16 protein-coding genes are annotated in these 16,671 nt (G+C 71.0%); 12 read left to right on the forward strand and 4 right to left on the reverse strand.

What is annotated here, in order from left to right; translation table 11 throughout:
• Positions 1–222: 222 nt before the first annotated feature.
• Positions 223–807 (reverse strand): TetR/AcrR family transcriptional regulator, encoded by a 585-nt coding sequence (locus ACSC1Q_RS10970; protein WP_436758556.1) that lies wholly within the window; start codon positions 805–807, stop codon positions 223–225.
• Between the two features lie 214 nt (positions 808–1,021).
• Here ACSC1Q_RS10970 and ACSC1Q_RS10975 point away from each other — a divergent pair, with 214 nt between their 5' ends.
• The 6 genes from ACSC1Q_RS10975 to ACSC1Q_RS11000 all read left to right on the forward strand — a co-directional run bounded on the left by ACSC1Q_RS10975 (position 1,022) and on the right by ACSC1Q_RS11000 (position 9,226).
• Positions 1,022–1,966, forward strand: coding sequence for an SDR family NAD(P)-dependent oxidoreductase (locus ACSC1Q_RS10975; protein WP_436758557.1), 945 nt, complete (start codon positions 1,022–1,024; stop codon positions 1,964–1,966).
• Positions 1,967–2,221: 255 nt separating this feature from the next.
• Positions 2,222–3,607 carry an MFS transporter gene (locus ACSC1Q_RS10980; RefSeq protein WP_436758558.1) on the forward strand — a complete coding sequence of 462 codons (1,386 nt, stop codon included), beginning with the start codon at positions 2,222–2,224 and terminating at the stop codon, positions 3,605–3,607.
• A gap of 834 nt (positions 3,608–4,441) precedes the next feature.
• On the forward strand, positions 4,442–5,266 hold the full coding sequence (locus ACSC1Q_RS10985; RefSeq protein ID WP_436758559.1) for a hypothetical protein: 825 nt from the start codon (positions 4,442–4,444) through the stop codon (positions 5,264–5,266).
• Positions 5,267–5,406: 140 nt separating this feature from the next.
• Entirely contained in the window at positions 5,407–7,533 is a 2,127-nt protein-coding gene (locus ACSC1Q_RS10990; protein ID WP_436758560.1) for a hypothetical protein, read from the forward strand.
• Positions 7,530–8,378: a hypothetical protein gene (locus ACSC1Q_RS10995; protein ID WP_436758561.1), complete on the forward strand. Its 849-nt coding sequence runs from the start codon at positions 7,530–7,532 to the stop codon at positions 8,376–8,378. Before ACSC1Q_RS10990 ends, ACSC1Q_RS10995 begins: the two co-directional genes overlap by 4 nt.
• A 56-nt stretch (positions 8,379–8,434) precedes the next feature.
• A complete protein-coding gene (locus tag ACSC1Q_RS11000) occupies positions 8,435–9,226 on the forward strand; it encodes a hypothetical protein (RefSeq protein WP_436758562.1) in 792 nt (263 codons plus the stop codon).
• 37 nt (positions 9,227–9,263) lie between these two features.
• Here ACSC1Q_RS11000 and ACSC1Q_RS11005 read toward each other — a convergent pair whose 3' ends face one another.
• Complete coding sequence (locus tag ACSC1Q_RS11005) at positions 9,264–9,848, reverse strand: TetR/AcrR family transcriptional regulator (protein ID WP_436758563.1); 585 nt, start codon at positions 9,846–9,848, stop codon at positions 9,264–9,266.
• An 86-nt stretch (positions 9,849–9,934) separates the two neighbouring features.
• On the opposite strand from ACSC1Q_RS11005, the gene ACSC1Q_RS11010 reads away from it, so the two are divergent.
• Entirely contained in the window at positions 9,935–10,870 is a 936-nt protein-coding gene (locus ACSC1Q_RS11010; protein WP_436758564.1) for an NmrA/HSCARG family protein, read from the forward strand.
• On the opposite strand, the gene ACSC1Q_RS11015 is transcribed toward ACSC1Q_RS11010, so the two are convergent.
• Positions 10,848–11,639 (reverse strand): alpha/beta fold hydrolase, encoded by a 792-nt coding sequence (locus ACSC1Q_RS11015; protein WP_436758565.1) that lies wholly within the window; start codon positions 11,637–11,639, stop codon positions 10,848–10,850. The genes ACSC1Q_RS11010 and ACSC1Q_RS11015 overlap by 23 nt on opposite strands.
• A gap of 128 nt (positions 11,640–11,767) precedes the next feature.
• On the opposite strand from ACSC1Q_RS11015, the gene ACSC1Q_RS11020 reads away from it, so the two are divergent.
• The 5 genes from ACSC1Q_RS11020 to ACSC1Q_RS11040 all read left to right on the forward strand — a co-directional run bounded on the left by ACSC1Q_RS11020 (position 11,768) and on the right by ACSC1Q_RS11040 (position 16,042).
• The gene (locus ACSC1Q_RS11020) at positions 11,768–12,361 is read left to right on the forward strand and encodes a TetR/AcrR family transcriptional regulator (RefSeq protein WP_436758566.1); all 594 of its coding nucleotides are present in this window, start codon (positions 11,768–11,770) and stop codon (positions 12,359–12,361) included.
• Between the two features lie 100 nt (positions 12,362–12,461).
• On the forward strand, positions 12,462–13,598 hold the full coding sequence (locus tag ACSC1Q_RS11025) for a sensor histidine kinase (protein WP_436758567.1): 1,137 nt from the start codon (positions 12,462–12,464) through the stop codon (positions 13,596–13,598).
• The gene (locus ACSC1Q_RS11030) at positions 13,595–14,254 is read left to right on the forward strand and encodes a response regulator (RefSeq protein WP_436758568.1); all 660 of its coding nucleotides are present in this window, start codon (positions 13,595–13,597) and stop codon (positions 14,252–14,254) included. The genes ACSC1Q_RS11025 and ACSC1Q_RS11030 overlap by 4 nt, the downstream gene beginning before the upstream one ends.
• 287 nt (positions 14,255–14,541) lie before the next feature.
• On the forward strand, positions 14,542–15,528 hold the full coding sequence (locus ACSC1Q_RS11035; protein ID WP_436758569.1) for an NAD(P)-dependent alcohol dehydrogenase: 987 nt from the start codon (positions 14,542–14,544) through the stop codon (positions 15,526–15,528).
• Between the two features lie 181 nt (positions 15,529–15,709).
• Positions 15,710–16,042, forward strand: a complete 333-nt coding sequence (locus tag ACSC1Q_RS11040) for a DUF6891 domain-containing protein (protein ID WP_436758570.1) — start codon at positions 15,710–15,712, stop codon at positions 16,040–16,042.
• 36 nt (positions 16,043–16,078) lie between these two features.
• On the opposite strand, the gene ACSC1Q_RS11045 is transcribed toward ACSC1Q_RS11040, so the two are convergent.
• A complete protein-coding gene (locus ACSC1Q_RS11045; RefSeq protein WP_436758571.1) occupies positions 16,079–16,648 on the reverse strand; it encodes a CGNR zinc finger domain-containing protein in 570 nt (189 codons plus the stop codon).
• Positions 16,649–16,671 lie beyond the last annotated feature (23 nt).

The raw sequence follows: 16,671 nt of genomic DNA on the forward strand, positions 1-16,671 counted from the left end.
AGCGCTCTCCTCGCTGATCAGGCGTTCCACCCCACGCCGTGGGTCCCCGCTACCGCGGGGGCCCACGGCCTCGTTCTGCCTACCGCCGGTTTCGGGTCCCGCGTCCGCCCGTCGCCGGTTCCGTACGCCGCCCGGGTCCCGCGTCAGCCTGTCGCCGGTTCCGTACGCGTCCGGATCCCGCATCCGCCCGTCGCCGGTTTCATACGCCGCCCGGGTCTCGCGTCAGGGCGCGGCGGTGGCGCGGTAGCGCAGGCCGTCCATCAGCAGGTCGAGCAGGCGGCGGGCCTGGTCGCGCTGCTCCGGCTCCCCCGCGGCGAGGGACACGCCGCCCATGCTCACGATCACGTCGACCGGCTCGACGTCCGATCTCACGGTCCCGGCGGCGGCCCCCGCCCCGAGCAGCGTCGTGATCGCCTCGATCAGCCGGCCCCGGCTCTGCTCGTACGGGTTGCCGCCGGACGCGATGACCACGCGCAGCGCGTCGGCCATGCCGCGCTTGGTCGTCATGTAGTCGACGAAGCGATCCATCCAGGCGCGCGTCGCCTCGTCCGGCGGCATGGTCGCCAGCAGGTCGGGCACGACGTCGCACAGCTTGTTCAGCTCGCTGCGGTACGCCTCCTCGATGAGCGCCTCGCGGGTGGGGAAGTGGCGGTAGAGGGTGCCGATGCCGACTCCCGCGGCCTTCGCGATCGCGTCGAGCGTCACGTCCGGCCCGTCGTGGGAGAACGCGCGCACCGCGACCTCCAGCAGCCGTTCGCGGTTGCGCCGCGCGTCGGCGCGCAACGGTCGGGGGCCGGTGGCCGACACGGTTCTCTCCTCGTCAGTCCTTGCGGACGTCAGTCCCCGCGGACGTCAGTCCCTGTGGACATGGTGGCCGGCGCGCTGGACGCCGGGGCGATTTGCTAAGCGGAGGAAACTCCGCTTACAGTGGCTCGTAGTGGAGGCTCCTCCGTTTTCACATCGTACCGGCCGGGTCTCCCTTCGTACAGCCGAGCACATCGCCGACAGGACAGGCACGATCATGACTGAGAGCACTCGCGTCACCACCCCGTTCACCGCCACGTCCACCGCCGCCGAGGTCGTGGACGGCATCGACCTCACCGGCCGCCGCGCCGTCGTGACCGGCGGGGCGTCCGGCATCGGCATCGAGACCGCGCGGGCGCTCGCCGGAGCGGGCGCGGAGGTGACGCTGGCGGTACGCGACCTCGGCGCCGGGGAGCGCACCGCGAACGACATCATCGCGACCACCGGCAACAAGCAGGTCCTCGTCGCCCCGCTGGACCTCGCCGACCAGGCGTCCGTGGCGTCGTTCACGGCCGCGTGGGACGGCCCGCTGCACCTCCTCGTCAACAACGCCGGCGTCATGGCGTCGCCCGAGACGCGTACGCCGGAGGGCTGGGAGCTGCAGTTCGCCACCAACCACCTCGGCCACTTCGCGCTCGCCACCGGGCTGCACCGGGCCCTCGCGGCGGCGGGCGGCGCCCGCGTCGTGTCGGTCAGTTCGAGCGCGCACCTGCGCTCGCCCATCGTCTTCGAGGACATCCACTTCAGGGAGCGCGCCTACGAGCCGTGGTCCGCGTACGGGCAGTCGAAGACGGCCAACGTGCTGTTCGGGGTCGAGGCGACGAAGCGCTGGGAGAGCGACGGCATCACCGTCAACGCGCTCATGCCCGGCGGCATCCGGACCAACCTGCAGCGGCACGTCTCCCAGGAGGACCTCGACCGCGCGATCGCGGCGGCCGGGGGCTCGGGCATCACGTGGAAGACGCCCGAGCAGGGTGCCGCCACGTCCGTGCTGGTCGCGACGTCGCCGCTGCTCGAAGGCGTCGGCGGGCGTTACTTCGAGGACTGCAACGAGGCGGTCCCGAACCAGCCGGGCACCCGCAGCGGGGTCGCCGCGTACGCCCTCGACCCCGAGGCGGCCGCCCGCCTCTGGCAGGTGTCCGTCGAGACGCTCACCCGGTGAGCCCCGGGGCCCCCGAGCCCCCGCCCCCTGATTCCCCGGCCCCCCGGCCCCCTGATCTCCGCCTTGACCGGCACGGTGTATCCGTATATCAATAACAGTCGGCCAGGCCTTCTTTCTCCCATATACCAGATACGAGAAACGGCAATTAAAAAGCCCTTATCGTTTTTGGCACGATATTTTATTGGACCGTCGTCGTGCATGCGTTGTAATTTCGCCACAACGCCTATATCCGAGCCTCACGTCCCGGAGTGAACAATGCACACGACCGACCGTTCGTCGCCCACCCGCCCCAGGAGCGGGCTCGCCGTCGTCGCCATCTGCTTCTTCACGATCGTCTTCGACGGCTACGACCTGATCGTCTACGGGTCGGTGGTTCCCAGCCTGCTCGGCGACCAGGAGTGGGGTCTCACTCCGGCGCAGGCGGGGGCCATCGGCAGCTACGCCCTGATCGGGATGCTGATCGGCGCGGTCGTCGCGGGCATGATCACCGATGTCGTCGGGCGACGCAAGATCATCCTTGTCAGCATCGCGTGGTTCTCCGTGGCCATGGTGCTGTGCGCCACGGCCACGTCACCCGAGACGCTCGGACTTTTCCGCTTCGTCGCGGGGCTCGGCCTCGGAGGTGTCGTACCGACGACGATCGCCCTGACCGTCGAGTACGCCCCGAAGAACCGCCGCAATCTCTACAACGCGCTCATGTTCTGCGGCTATCCGGTGGGCGGCTGCCTGACCGCGCTGGTGGCCATGGCGCTTCTCGCCGAGCACGGCTGGCGCGCGATGTTCCTGGTCGGGGCCGCGCCCATCGCGCTGATCCTGCCGCTCGCGATCTGGCTGCTCCCCGAGTCGGCGAGCTACCTGCTGGCGCGGGGACGCCGGGCCGAGGCCGAGGCCGTGGCCGCCCGCTACGGGCTGAACCTCGCCGACGGTCGCGACGAGCCCGCCGGGCCGCGCGGCGGGAAGGGTGTCACGCTGCCGTTCCGGCGGGGCTACCTCGCCGCCACCCTGCTCTTCGGAGCGGCCAGCTTCTGCGGCCTGCTGCTGGTCTACGGCCTCAACACCTGGCTGCCGCAGATCATGCGCGAGGCCGGTTACCCCCTCGGGCCCTCGCTCCAGTTCCTGCTCGTCCTGAACATCGGGGCGATCGCCGGCACCATCGTGATGTCGGTCCTCGCCGACAGGATCGGGGCCAAGGCCATCACGGTCTGCGCCTTCCTCGCCGCCACCGTGTCCATTTACCTGATGAGCCTCGACCTCGGCACCGGCCTGCTGATGCTCTGCGTCGCCGTCGCGGGACTGGGCAGCGTGGGAACCCAGATCCTGGTCAACGGCTATGTGGCGATCTTCTACCCGGCCGCCGGCAGGGGCTCCGCCCTCGGCTGGACGCTCGGCGTGGGCAGGGCCGGCGCGATCGCCGGTCCGCTCCTGGGCGGCTGGCTGCTGGGCTCCGGCCTCGGCTTCGAATGGAACTTCTACGGGTTCGTCCTGCCCGCCCTGCTCGGTGCGCTGTTCATCGCGGTGGTCCCGCGCGTCGGCCGCCACCGGCGGACGCCGGCCGTCGAGGAGACGCCGGTGAAGAGCGACGCGCTCAACGGCATCCCGCTCCAGAGGCAGGCACACGACCACCAGAGCATCATGAGGTGACAGGCCGGCTGTCAGCCGTCGGCTCCGGGACCCGCGAGGGAGGCGGCGGGCCGCCCCGGCCGTCCGGACGAACGTGAAAGCGATCATCGCCGGGTCCTCGTCGGAGGCGAGGACCCGGCGTCGCCGTTTCCCGGACCCTGCTCGCCCCGGTGAGGATCCCGGCGGCGACGTTCCCGCCGTCGGGAGGTCCTGTCCCCGGCGCACGGCGACGAAGCGTTGCGCCGCCGGGCTCGGGGAGAGCCCCGGGACGATCCAGAGGTGCCGGACGTGGAGGCGCACGCCCCGGCCGGCGATGCCCGGCGGTCCGGCGTCCCGCCCTTCGAGCCGTGTCGGCATGGCCCCACCCATGGGGAGCAGGAGCAGCACGGGGAGCACGGGGAGCACGGGGAGCACGGGGAGCACGGGGAGCACGGGGAGCACGGCCTGGCGATCGAGCCGTTCCGGAGCGCGGTGGCCACGGAATCGCGATCTCCGCGCACAAGGGGCCCGTTCTCACGGCACGAAGACGAATCGTCGTCGCGACCCTCGGAGAACTCGATCTTCCTCGTGCTGAACACCGCAGAGTTTCGCACCGCTTGTGTCTGATTTTCGACACTTCCAGCGACGGGTTTTCCACATAATGGGTACCCGCATGGGCGCACGCGGATAGCCCGCCCCATACGCGACCGCATGTCCACTTTGTGTGTATTTATAGAAAAATATCATCTTTTATGCTCAATGCAGCACAAGATGGCATTGAGCATGGTTAATTCGATTCGCCGCAGCCAACACCCGGTACCAATCTCTGCGATTTCGATTATTCGTTTCCGGTGATAACAGAAAGGCGTTCCCATAATGGCTGGAAGCGCTCTCCTCACTCAATGCGTGGTCGGCGTCGACATCAAGCAGTACAGCGTCGGCCGCAACATCCGGCAGCAGGACGCCCTGCAACGCGTTTTGGACGCCAAGCTCAGCATGAGTGCGGAGTCGGTGGGCCTCGACCGGGGAAGCTGGGACCGGCATCCCGGCGGAGACGGGGAGATGGCCGTCATCCCTCCCGAATGTGATCTGTCCGCGGTGGTGGGGGGCTTCGTCCGGCATCTCGACGACGGCCTCGCCGCGCACAACGAGGACCACGGGGCGAGCATGCAGATCAAGCTGCGGATGGCGATCCACATCGGCCTGCTGAAGCGGAGCGAACTGGGCTACGCGGGCCCCGCTCTCATCGTGCTGAGCCGTCTTCTGAACGCCCACCAGCTGCGGGCCGCGTTGCGGGACCCGCGCAACGGTGACCTGGCCCTCCTCGTCTCCTCCCCCGTCTACGAGGTCGTCGAAGCGGGAGTCGACGGGCTGAGGCCGCGCGCGTTCCAGCAGGTGCACGTCGAGGACCCCGCCAAGGGGTTCGGCCAGATCGCCTACCTCCACGTCGCGGGCGGTCCCACCGGGCCGGCCGTACAGGGGGAGCCGAGGGCGGCGAACCCCGCGGCCCGGAAAGAGACCGACGACACCGCCCCCGCCCCTGGCCGCGACACCGACTCCGGCACCGGCACCGGCACCGGCACCGGCACCGGCGGTACGACCATGATCGGCACGCAGTGGAACCTCCCCGGCCCCGGCAACCACATCAAACAGAGCAATGGCGACATGTACATTTTCAACACCTCGACGGATGACACATGAGCAACGAACCATCCGGCCCCTCCGAAGGAGATCCGGAACGTCCGCCCCAGGGAAAGCCCCCGGAAGACGCACCGGCCGGGCCGGGGAGAAGACCGGGTCAGCCCCCTCCGGGTTCCGGCGAATCCCCCGCCGGACCGCTTTTGGACCGTCTCGAGGAAAAGTCCGAGAGGCTCCTCGCCCCCAAGGAGCAGATGGCGCACGAGGCGCGAGAGCGCGACCTGCGCGGGGAGAATCTGCGGCGGCTGATGTCCGATCACCCGGACGCGCTCGAAGTCGTCGCCGAGACCGTCGCCGGCAACCGGTTCACCCTGGGCGACGGCGCCCGGGTCACCCAGGCCGGGAACGACATCTACTTCTACAACTACGGAAGGACCGAGGAGCGGCCACAGGCGGCCCCGCTCACCCCGCAGGAGGTCGCTCAGCTGGACCTCGCCCACATCGTGATCACCGAGAGCATCTCCCGGCTCGTCGAGCATCTGAGATCCGGGTGTGTCGGCATCGTGTCCGGCCAGTCCGGCACCGGGCGGGCGACCGCGGGCCTGGCGGCCCTCGCCCACGGCCCGGCGTGGAAGACGGCGGAGGCGCGGATCGGCGTCTTCCCGGCCGGGGTCGACCCCTACCGGCTCCGGGCCGGCGACCTGCGGGAGAAGACGGGCTACCTGCTCGACGCGACCGGAGCCGAATGGGTGCGGAGAGGGGACGACACCCGGTTCCGGCATCTGTCCCATCTCGCCAGGAGCGCCGGGTGTTCCTTCGTGATCCTGGTCGACGGTTCCCTCCGGCCGGTGCCCGAGCACGGCGAGACCCTCGTCGTGACCCATCGGGCCCCGCCGCCGATCGCCGTGTTCGAGCGCGTCCTGGCCTACCGGCTCTCGTGTCTCAACGTGTCGGATCCGCAGAAGCGCGCCCGCGCGACGGCCTCCGAAGTGCGCGTATACGACGAGCTGGGCGGTGACAGCGGCCCCCGGGAGGCGAGCGGGCTCGCCCGGTCCGTCGCCCAGAGCGTGGTCGACGGCCGCGGCCTTGACGAGGTGCTCGACGAGCGCCCGCAGCGGTTGCGCAGGTGCGCCGAGGAACTGCTGTCCGGCGAGGGCCCGGGGGACGGCGGGAAGGACAGGGGAACGAAGTACGAGCGCAGTTTCCTGCTGGCCGTCTCCGTTCTCGGCGGGGAGTCGATGGTGAGGATAACGTCGGCAGCCCTCCACCTGGCCGACCTGCTCGACTCGGTCAAGACCGCCCCGCCCGCCCCGGACTCCGTCTGGTCGGCCTTCGACGAGAGGCTGGGCAACTGGCTGAGATACGCCAGGGCCGACGACACCTCGGAGACCGACGAGATCATGCGGCGCATCCGGCTGCGCACACCGGCATTGACCGCCGCGGTCCTCGACGTGGCCTGGCACGACCATCCGATACTGCGCGCGCCGCTGACCGCATGGCTGCACGCCCTCACGCGGGATCCCGATCCGCGGATCCGCATGGCCGCCGCCCAGGCGGTCGGGAAGCTCGCCGGCTACGACTACGCCGAGATCGAGGCGGAGTTCATCAGCGGATGGGTCCGCTCGAACCACGTCGAGCACCACTGGCTGGCCGCGTGGGCGCTTGAGGTCGCCGCCCGGCACCCGGCTCTCACCGGGCGGGTGCGCGGGCTCCTGAGAACGTGGGCGCGGGGCTCGCTGGTCCGTCGTTCGGCGGCCGCGCGCGCCTACGGCACCTCTCTCGGCGGCATGTTCTTCCACGACGCGCTCTTAAGCCTGCGAGGCATCGCCGTGTCCGGGCCACGGCTGCGCGACGAGGTGGCGCGCGCGATGACGGAGCTCTTCCTGCAGGGGTTCCGTGACGCGGTCGTCGACGAACTCGCGCGCTGGGCCCACGCGGACGACACGGGCCTCAACGTGGCCGTCTCCCGGTCGCTGGTACGGCTGGCCCTGGTCCCGGGAGACGAGGCGGGCGGGCGGCCGGCGCTGCTGACCATGCTCGGCGGCGGCGACGACACCCGCCGCGCCCGGATCGGAGGCCTCTGGAGGAGCGCCTTCACCGACGCGGAGACCAGTGGCCGCGCCTGGACCGCCCTGCTCCACTGGATCCAGGCCGCGGACCGCGCGCCGGGACTGGTCGGCGCGATCGGCGCCCTCGTCGCGGAGCTGGGCTCCGACGCGCGGCTGAACGTGGCGCTGCGTTTCCATCTCCTCTGGTGGGGCGGCGGCAAGATCCCCCCGCATGTCGCGGACACCCTGCTCTCCCACCTTGATTCGAGGAGTTTTCGATGAGCGCCGCCCCCACCGGCCGGGCACCGTCGCGTCAGGGCCGGTTCACGAGGTTCATGGAGTGGCTGGGATCGCCGGTCTCCTCCCCGTCGTATCCCGAGCCGGTCAACACGCGTGTCATAGACCCCCCTTTCTCGTTCGACACACCGGCGCTCAACGACGGATTCGCGTTCACTGTGTCGATCCGGCTGCACTGGTCCGCGACGGGGGAGTGCTCGCGGTCCGCGCTGCGGACCGCGATAGACGGCCAGCGTGAGGCGAGCCGGTGGCACATCAGCGACACCGTGCGCCGCGTCGCGAGAGAGCACGCCCCGCACCTTCCCCACAGGGCCGAGGCGAGGATCAACGAGCGGATCAAGGGCGTACGGCTCTTCACCGTCGACGGCGTCCAGCTTGAGTGCACCGCCTACCTCCGGGTCGAGGCCGCCCAGCCCATCGTGCGGCAGCAGCAGGAGATGTGGCAGCAGCGTCTGGCCGACCAGGAGGCGCACGAGACGGCCAAGGTCAACGTGGAGCGGATGAACGAGCTGCGCGAGCTCTGGCGCGACTTCCTCTCCGAGGGAATGACGCACTGGGTCTCCCCGTACGCGGCCCGCCTCGCCGAGAACGCGGGTGTCATGGCCCAGACATCGGCCGAGATGGTCAACCACCGCAACGCGGACACGGAGCGCCTGCTGACGCTGATCGGCCAGGTGATGAACGCCCAGCAGTCCACCAATGTCTACGAGTTCGTGGTGAGCAGCGAGACCGTGCTGCGCAACACCCTCACGATGATGGGCCTCCCCGTGCCCGATCCCGGCCCCGGATCGCTCTTCTCCGATTCCGGCTCCCAGCACGCCGGAAGGTAGCCGGGGCCGAGACGCATCGGCCGGCCCCTCGTGAACACCCCTTCAGGAGAGACGTTTTGACAGAGTCCCTGGTCTCCGGCTGGCTGTGCGGCAGTTGCGGAGCCGAATCGAACAACCTCTCCCGGTGCCCCGCGTGCGAGGAGGTCCTCGTCTCGAAGGACTTCTCGTACGGGTCCCGGCATGACCGGCGTGCGGGGGCCTGGACGCGCGGCCACGTCCTGGCGGTCACGGCGCTCGCGGTGCTCGCCCTCAGCGCGGTGATCGTCGCGGTCTGGGTCCTCCTGGCGCGGTCCGGCACCGACACCGCGCGGAGCGGCCCGGCCGGGTCCGGCGGATCGTCCGCCTCCCCCACCGTTCCGCCTCCCACGACCACCGCGTCCCCTTCCCCGGAGAGCACCGGGGACGAGGGGGTCGCGCAGGCCGAGGCGATCGACCGCCTGCTGTCGAGCAGCGCCGCGGCCCGCACCAACCTCGGCGGGGCGATCGCGGACGTCCGTGAGTGTCAGCGGTACGGGGAGAAGCCCATCAACGATGTCACCAAGGCCCGGAGCAGGCAGCTGTCCACCGCCCGTTCCCTGGAGGTGGGGTCCCTCACGGGCGGAACCGCCCTCAAGAACGCCCTGGTCGAGGCGCTCGACACCTCGTACAGGGCGGACGCCGCTTTCGGCTCGTGGGCGCGGCGCCATCTCGGCGGAGGATGCCAGAGTCCGGTCGACACGGACACCGACTATCGGCGCGGCAATTCCCTGTCCGCCGAGGCCAACCGCGCGAAGACCCGCTTCGTCGAACTCTGGACGCCGATCGCCGATTCCCACGGCCTGCCGGCACGGCTGAGCGGTGACATCTGACCCGGTACGACGCCGCGAGCCGGGCGGCCGGCCCGGGTCAGGCCGGGGTGGTGACGGGCGGCCGGTCGGCGGCGAAGCCCGTGGCGGTTACGGAGAGCAGCCGGTCGATCAGACCGGCCTGACCGGCCGACTGCTCGCTCACCCAGGCGATGCCCGCCACGAGGGCGAGGAGTTCGGCGGCGGTGAGGTCGGCGCGTACGGCCCCGGACTCCTGGGCTCGCGCGAGAAGCCGGCCGCCGGCGGCGCGCATGGCGTGACAGGAGGCGTGGAGTTCGGAGCCCTCCTCCCGCAGGGCCGCCATCACCGACTCCGGGAGACCCCGGTAGGTGGTCGAGCCGGCGGCCAGCTCGCGCAGCCAGGTGAGCAGCGCGTCGTGCGGCGAGGGGGCGGCCAGCAGACCCTCGGCCCTGACCCGCAGGGCGTCGAAACCGCTGCTCATCAGGGCTTCGAGCAGGGCCTCACGGGTGGGGAAGTGCCGGTAGAGGGTGCCGATGCCGACACCCGCGCGGCGGGCGACGTCGCGGAGGGAGGCCTCGGTTCCGTGCTCGGCGAAGGCCTCCCTGGCCACGGCGAGCAGTTGCTCGTAATTGCGGCGCGCGTCGGCGCGCATCACCTCGGCCATGCGGCGTGCTCTCCAGGCGTTGACAAAAGGAGCGCCGCTCCGCTTAATATCGGAGCAGTGCTCCACATTCTAGCGGCAGGAGAGCCATGTCCCGCGCAGAGAAGATCATCCTGGTCACCGGCGCCACCGGCCGGCAGGGAGGCGCCACGGCGAGACGACTGCTGGCCGACGGATGGCGGGTTCGCGCCCTGGTCAGGGATCCGTCGGCCGAGGCCGCGCGGGCGCTCGCCGGGGCGGGCGCCGAACTCGTCAGGGGCGACATGGGCGACCGGCCGTCGCTGGACGCGGCGGCCGAGGGCGTTCACGGCGTCTTCAGCGTCCAGCGGGCCGCCGGGGCTCCGCACTTCGACGGCGACGAGGTGCGCCACGGGGTGAACGTGGCCGAGGCGGCGTTCGCGGCCGGGGCCGGGCACCTCGTCTACACCTCGGTCGGCGGTGCGGACCGGGACACCGGCATCAGCCACTGGAACACCAAATGGGAGATCGAGCAGCGTGTCCGCGCGCTCGGCCTGCCGCACACGATCCTGCGTCCGGTGATGTTCATGGAGAACCACACCTCGGGACCGTTCGGCGTGTTCGGCGAGACCGCGCTGATCAGGATGATCCCGGCGCGCTCCACGGTCCAGCTGATCGCCGTAACCGACATCGGGGCGTTCGCCGCGCTCGCCTTCGCCGACCCCGGCACCTACCTCGGCAGGGCCGTCGAGCTCGCCGGTGACGAGCTGACCGGGCGGCAGCTCGTCACCGCCATCGAGAAGGTCGTCGGGCACCCCCTCCCGGCCGAGCCCATCGCGCCGGAGACGCTCACGGAGAACGGCGTGGACATCGGCGACTCGGCGCGCGCCGAGTCCTTCGGCGGCTGGAGGGCCGACATTCCCGCGCTGCGCGCGCTGCATCCGGGTCTCATGGACTTCGCCACCTGGCTGGAGCGGGAGGGCGCGAGCAGGTTCAGGGCCCTGGCAGCCGGCCGGTCCATCGCGGTCAGTCCCGTCAGTCCCGTCACGGGCCGGTCACCGAGGTGAGGAACTCGCGGACGACCTTGACGAATCCGGCGGGGTCGGTGGCGTAGACGAAATGGTCGGCGTCCAGCTCGGCGAGGCGGGTGCCGGGGCGTCGTTCGACCATGGCCCGGGCCTGGTCGGCGGGGATGACGCCCTGGGTGCCCCGGACCAGCAGGGCGGGACAGGTGCTCGCCAGCCAGTCGTCCCAGTGGTCGCCGTGGACCAGATCCTCGGAGTCGACCATGTCCTGGGGATGGAAGGGCAGCCGCCAGCTGCCGTCGGCGTTCTCCCGCAACGTGCCGGCGAAGAAGGGGGCCATCTCGCCGAGCCCTTCGACGAGCGCCTCACGGGTGGGGGCCTGGTCGCGCAGGGCGAGGACGAAGGCCAGCGGGTTGGGGCCGTGCGGGTCGAGCGAGACCGGCCCCTCGGCGTTGACGAGGGCCTCGACCCGGCCGGGGTGACGGGCGGCGAACTGGTAGGCGTTGATGGCGCCCAGCGAATGGCCCAGGATCGCGACCCGGTCGAGACCGAGATGGTCCAGCAGGGCGAGGACGTCGTCGAGATACCCCTGGCGGGAGTAGTCGGGCGCCCGATCGGAGTCTCCGTGGCCGCGCTGGTCGGGAGCGATGACGCGCCAGCCGGGAGCCAGCCCGGCGGCCAGGTCGGCGAAACTCGCGCCCTCGGACAGGTGACCGTGCAGGGCGAGCAGGGGGCGGCCCGTGCGGCCGAAGTCGAGATAGGACAGGCGGCGGCCGTCGATGTGCAGCTCGGCGCGGACGGGACTGGTCACGGTGGATCTCCCGGGGGTCGTCGCTTGGTATACCGGCGACCATAGTGTGGATTTGGGCGCTTGCGCAATGCGATTGCCTTAGGCAAGCGCCTAATTCGTCCGTCCCAGGCGCGGATAGCATGCCTGGCATGGGAAATCGCGAGGATCTGCTGGCCGGGGCCCGGCGCTGCCTGGTGGAGAAGGGGTGGGCGCGCACCACCATCCGTGACATCACGGCCGCCGCGGGCGGGGTCAGCATGGCCGCCATCGGCTACCACTTCGGCTCGCGCGAGGCGCTGCTGAACGCGGCCCTCATCGAGGCCATCGACGAGTGGGGCACCGAGACCGGCCGTACCCTGTCCGGCTACGCCAGACCGGGTGCCACCCCGGCCGAACAGTACGAGGCCATGTGGGCGAGGATCATCGAGTCCTTCACCGCGCAACGGCCGCTGTGGATCGCCAGCTTCGAGGCGCTCCTGCAGGCCGAGCACTATCCCGAGCTGCGGCAGCATCTGGCACGCGGCCAGGCCGAGGGCCGCCGCGGGCTGGTGGCGATCCTGACGGGTGTTCCGGAGGACACGATCGACGACGACGTGACGCGCACACTGGGCGCGGTGCAGCTGGCCCTGATGGGCGGCGTCATAACGCAGTGGCTGCTCGACCCCGAGCAGGCCCCGTCCGCGGCCCAGGTGGTGGCCGGTCTGAAAGCCATCGTGGGCGGCCTCGACCCCACGGCGGGGTGACGGCCGCCCCCGGAGTCACGGAGTCACGGAGTCACGGGGAAAGGTAGCTCTCGTACTTTGGGCCGAGCCGAAGTGATATGTGCTCTCGTACCATGGTGAGGTGCTCCCCCTAGTGCGCTCCCTGTGGGACGAGCCCCGTCCCCCCGACCCGCCGGCGCGGGTGTGGCGGGACTGGGCGCTTGTGGGGGTGCTCGTGCCGGTCGCGCTGCTCGAAGGGGCGCTGCGGCCGGACCTTCCGTGGCGGGTCGTCTCGGTGGCGGTCACCGTGGGGCTGGTCCCCACGTTGTTGTGGCGCCGGAGCAGGCCGCTGCTGGTGGTCGTGATCGTCTTCGGCACCACGAGCCTCGCCCCGCTGTTGACGGGCGGCGATCCCACGGAGACACACACGATGGGCTACCTGCTGCTCGTCGTGTACTCGCTGGCCCGGTGGGGGTCCGGGCGCGAGGTGGTGATCGGGTTCGCGATCATGCTCGTCGCGGTCCACCTCTCGATCGTCTTCGACCGCCTCGCCCCCGCCGACGTGGTCGCCGCGTTCGCCGTCATGTTCTCCGCCGTCGCCCTGGGCGGGGCACTCCGGTACCGGGCGAGGGCGAGGATGCGCGAGCTCGACCAGGTCAAGATGCTCGAACGCGAGCAGCTGGCCCGCGACCTGCACGACATCGTCGCCCATCACGTCTCGGCGATGGCGATCCGCGCCCAGGCCGGCCTCGCCACCTCGGCGTCGCGGCCGAACGCCGCGACCGAGGCGCTCCACGTGATCGAGGCCGAGGCGTCGCGCGCCCTCGCCGAGATGCGCGCCATGGTCCGCGTCCTGCGCCGGGACCAACCGGCGGACCTCGCGCCCGGCCGGCGCGTCACCGACCTCCGGCAGCTCGCGAGCCGGGGCTCGTCCGGTCCGTCCGTCGACGTGGAGATCCCGGACGACCTCGGCGACCTCACCCCGTCGGTCGAGGCCGCCATCTACCGCCTCGCCCAGGAGTCGGTCACCAACGCCCGGCGGCACGCTCGTCACGCCACCCGCGTCGAGGTCCGCGTCACCGCCGACGACACATCGGTCCGCCTGCGCGTGAGCGACGACGGCGACACCGTTTCCGTACGCCCGCCCGCGCCACCGGGGTACGGGCTCATCGGCATGATCGAACGCGCCGAGCTGCTCGGCGGCACCTGCGAGGCCGGCCCGGACCCCGACCGGGGCTGGACCGTCACCGCCGTACTGCCCAGGACCGGGGCGGCATGAGCATCCGGGTGCTCGTCGCCGACGACCAGGAGATCGTCCGCACCGGGCTCGTGATGATCCTCGACGCCCAGCCGGACATCGAGGTCGTCGGCGAGGCCGCCGACGGGCGGCGAGCCGTCGAGCTCGCGCGGCGCCTGCGCCCCGACGTGTGCCTGTTCGACATTCGGATGCCCGGCCTCGACGGCATCCAGGCCACCCGCCTCCTCGCCGGGCCGGACGTCGGCGACCCCCTCGCCGTCGTCGTCATCACCACGTTCGACCTCGACGAGTACGTATACGCCGCGCTGCGGGCCGGCGCCCGGGGTTTCCTGCTCAAGGACGCCGGCACCGTCCTGCTCTCCCAGGCCGTCCACGCCGCCGCCGCCGGTGACGCGCTCATCGCCCCGAGCGTCACCGCGCGGCTGCTCAGCGCCTTCGCCGACAACGGACCCGCCTCACCGTCGCTACCGCACCCCGTCGAGGCGCTCACGGAACGGGAGGAGCAGATCCTCGTCGCCGTGGCGCGGGGACGGACCAACAGCGAGATCGCCGGCGAGTTCCACATCTCCCTCAGCACCGTCAAAACCCACATCGCGAGCCTGATGGCCAAGCTCGGTGCCCGCAACCGCGTCGAGATCGCCATGTGGGCCTACGAGACCAGACGCGTCAGGAACTGAGCCGGGCGACACAGGAAACACCCCGGACGGTGACGCTCCATCCCCAACAGCCTCCATCAGCGGAGAACAGCCCGTCCCGGACCGGCCGATCATCCATCGATCGGGCGTACTTTCGGCTGATGAGTCCCTCCTGGGGGTCTTCTACCGTGAATCTCGTGGCACGGGACATCCCCGGCGCCACCTGGTCGGCGACGCCTCCGATCCACCGACACCGGCTACGACGCCGGTCCGCGAGCAGGGCGCCCCCGCAGACCCGTACCCCACCCGCGATGGATGAGGAGAATGCGTTGAAAGCGTTCGTCCTGCGCTCGTACGGCTCACCCGACGTCCTCGATCTGACGGAGATCGACACGCCCGTCCCCGGCGACGGCGAGGTACTCGTCCGGGTGCGCGCCACCTCCGTCAACCCCTACGACTGGCACAACATGAGAGGCGAGCCGTACGTCGCGCGCCTGATGCCCGGCGGCCTGGGGTTCCGCGCCCCGAAGCTCGGCGTCCTGGGCGCCGACATGGCCGGGCGGGTCGAGGCGGTCGGCGCGAACGTGACGGCGTTCCGCCCCGGCGACGAGGTGTTCGCGCTGCTCAAGGGGGGCGGTTTCGCCGAGTACGTGTGCGTCAAGGAGGACGAGCTGGCGCCGAAACCGAAGAACCTGTCGTACGAGCAGGCGGCGGCGGTACCGATGGCGGCGTGCACCGCCCTGCTGGGCCTGCGCGACGACGGACGGATCCGGCCGGGGCAGCGGGTCCTCGTCAACGGCGCCTCGGGAGGGGTGGGGACGTTCGCCGTGCAGCTCGCCCGGGCGTTCGGCGCGGAGGTCACCGGCGTCTGCGGTACGGGGAACGTGGGCATGGTCCGCTCGATCGGCGCCGGCGAGGTCATCGACTACACCAAGGAGGACTTCACCCGGAACGAGCGGCGCTACGACCTCCTGCTGGACGTCGCGGGAGGCCGCCCGGTGTCGGCCTGCCGCCGGACGTTGACTCCCAAAGGGGCCTACGTCATCGTCGGCGGACCCGGCGGCCGATGGCTGCGGCCCGTCGGTCACATGTTCTCGGCCCTCGCGACCGCGCCGTTCGTGTCCCAGCGGACGGCCAGGACGGACGTGGTCCAGTGCCCGGAGAACAGGAGGAACCTGACGACGCTGACCAAGCTCATCGAGGCCGGGAAGGTCACTCCGATCATCGACAGGCTCTACCCGTTCGAGGAGATCCGGGCGGCCGTCAGATATCAGGAGGAGGGACACGTACCGGGAAAGGTCGTCGTCACGCTCTGAGGCCCCGGACCCGCCCCGCGTACGAAAACTCCGGGACGAGCCGGCCACCGTCCTGGAGATTCCCGTACGCGAGCCGCGCCCCGGCGACCGGGGACCAGGACTGCCGGTGACCTCACCGCGCGGCCCCGGATCTCCTCCGGGGACTGGTCCCCCGTCCATACCCTGTGCCAGGGTGACCGGCATGTTCGCGATCACCGTACTGACAGAGGACGGTCACCGGCACGTCCGGGCGAGTGCCGGGAAGCTCGCCGAGCTGGTCGAACGGCTGGGCGGTCGGGACGACAGGTTCCTGGTCGTCCAGTTCCACAGCCAGTGCATGGACTCGGCCGCGGCCGGACACGGGCTGACCCTCCTGTACGGCGGGCTCGACGGCTCCTCGGACACGACGGCGTCCATCGGGCGAGAGGTCGTGGCCGCGCTCGGGGAGACCGGCCTCCCGGTGGAGTGGGACGGCGATCCCTCGCGGGCCATCACCGTCGTCCCCCTCGACTGGCGCAAACGCCTCGTCGGCTGAACCCGAACCCGACCGCGGACCGTCGGGAGCGCGCCTTCACGAGACCTTGCCCCTGGCGCGGAAGGCCGCGGTCTTGACGCGGTTCTGGCAGGTGGTGCCGCAGAACCGGCGGGTGCCGTTGCGGGAGACGTCCACGTAGACCCGGTCGCAGTGCGGCGCCGTGCACACCCCGAGACGGTCGTGGTACTCGCTCCCCAGCACGATCGCGAGACCGGTGGCACAGCTCGCGGCCCAGTCGCCCGCCATGGTGCCACCCGGGCCGTGGAAGTGCAGGTGCCAGGGCTCCCCGTCGTGACGTTCGAGCATCGGCCGGGCCCGGGTCTCCTCAAGGAGATCGTTGATCCGCTGGGCGGCGGCGTCGATGTCCCCCCTCGTGACGGCGTCGAAGACCACGCGCAGCCGCGCGGCGATCTCGGCGAGCTCATCGGCCTCCGCCTCGGTGACCTCCCGATGGCCCGGGTAGCCGGTGCGCAGGCCCTCCGTGGCGGCGGCGGCGAGATCGGGCAGCGACGGGAAGTCGCGGCCCCGCCTCTCTCCCGGGGTCAGCTCGTTGACCAACCCCACCGCCACCCGGACGATCACATCAGCGTGACTGTTGAAATCCACTTGACCGGTTACATCCTCGCGTT

The sequence above is a fragment of the Streptosporangium heterodermiicola genome, from assembly GCF_051390675.1.
Lineage (GTDB): Bacteria > Actinomycetota > Actinomycetes > Streptosporangiales > Streptosporangiaceae > Streptosporangium.

Bases quoted from the DNA above. Each gene is read 5' to 3' on its own strand.
- ACSC1Q_RS11010 (WP_436758564.1), top strand. From the start codon at position 9,935: ATGTCCCGCGCAGAGAAGATCATCCTGGTCACCGGCGCCACCGGCCGG.
- ACSC1Q_RS10975 (WP_436758557.1), top strand. From the start codon at position 1,022: ATGACTGAGAGCACTCGCGTCACCACCCCGTTCACCGCCACGTCCACC.
- ACSC1Q_RS11040 (WP_436758570.1), top strand. From the start codon at position 15,710: ATGTTCGCGATCACCGTACTGACAGAGGACGGTCACCGGCACGTCCGG.
- ACSC1Q_RS10980 (WP_436758558.1), top strand. From the start codon at position 2,222: ATGCACACGACCGACCGTTCGTCGCCCACCCGCCCCAGGAGCGGGCTC.
- ACSC1Q_RS10995 (WP_436758561.1), top strand. From the start codon at position 7,530: ATGAGCGCCGCCCCCACCGGCCGGGCACCGTCGCGTCAGGGCCGGTTC.
- ACSC1Q_RS11030 (WP_436758568.1), top strand. From the start codon at position 13,595: ATGAGCATCCGGGTGCTCGTCGCCGACGACCAGGAGATCGTCCGCACC.
- ACSC1Q_RS11020 (WP_436758566.1), top strand. From the start codon at position 11,768: ATGGGAAATCGCGAGGATCTGCTGGCCGGGGCCCGGCGCTGCCTGGTG.
- ACSC1Q_RS11005 (WP_436758563.1), bottom strand. From the start codon at position 9,848: ATGGCCGAGGTGATGCGCGCCGACGCGCGCCGCAATTACGAGCAACTG.
- ACSC1Q_RS10985 (WP_436758559.1), top strand. From the start codon at position 4,442: ATGGCTGGAAGCGCTCTCCTCACTCAATGCGTGGTCGGCGTCGACATC.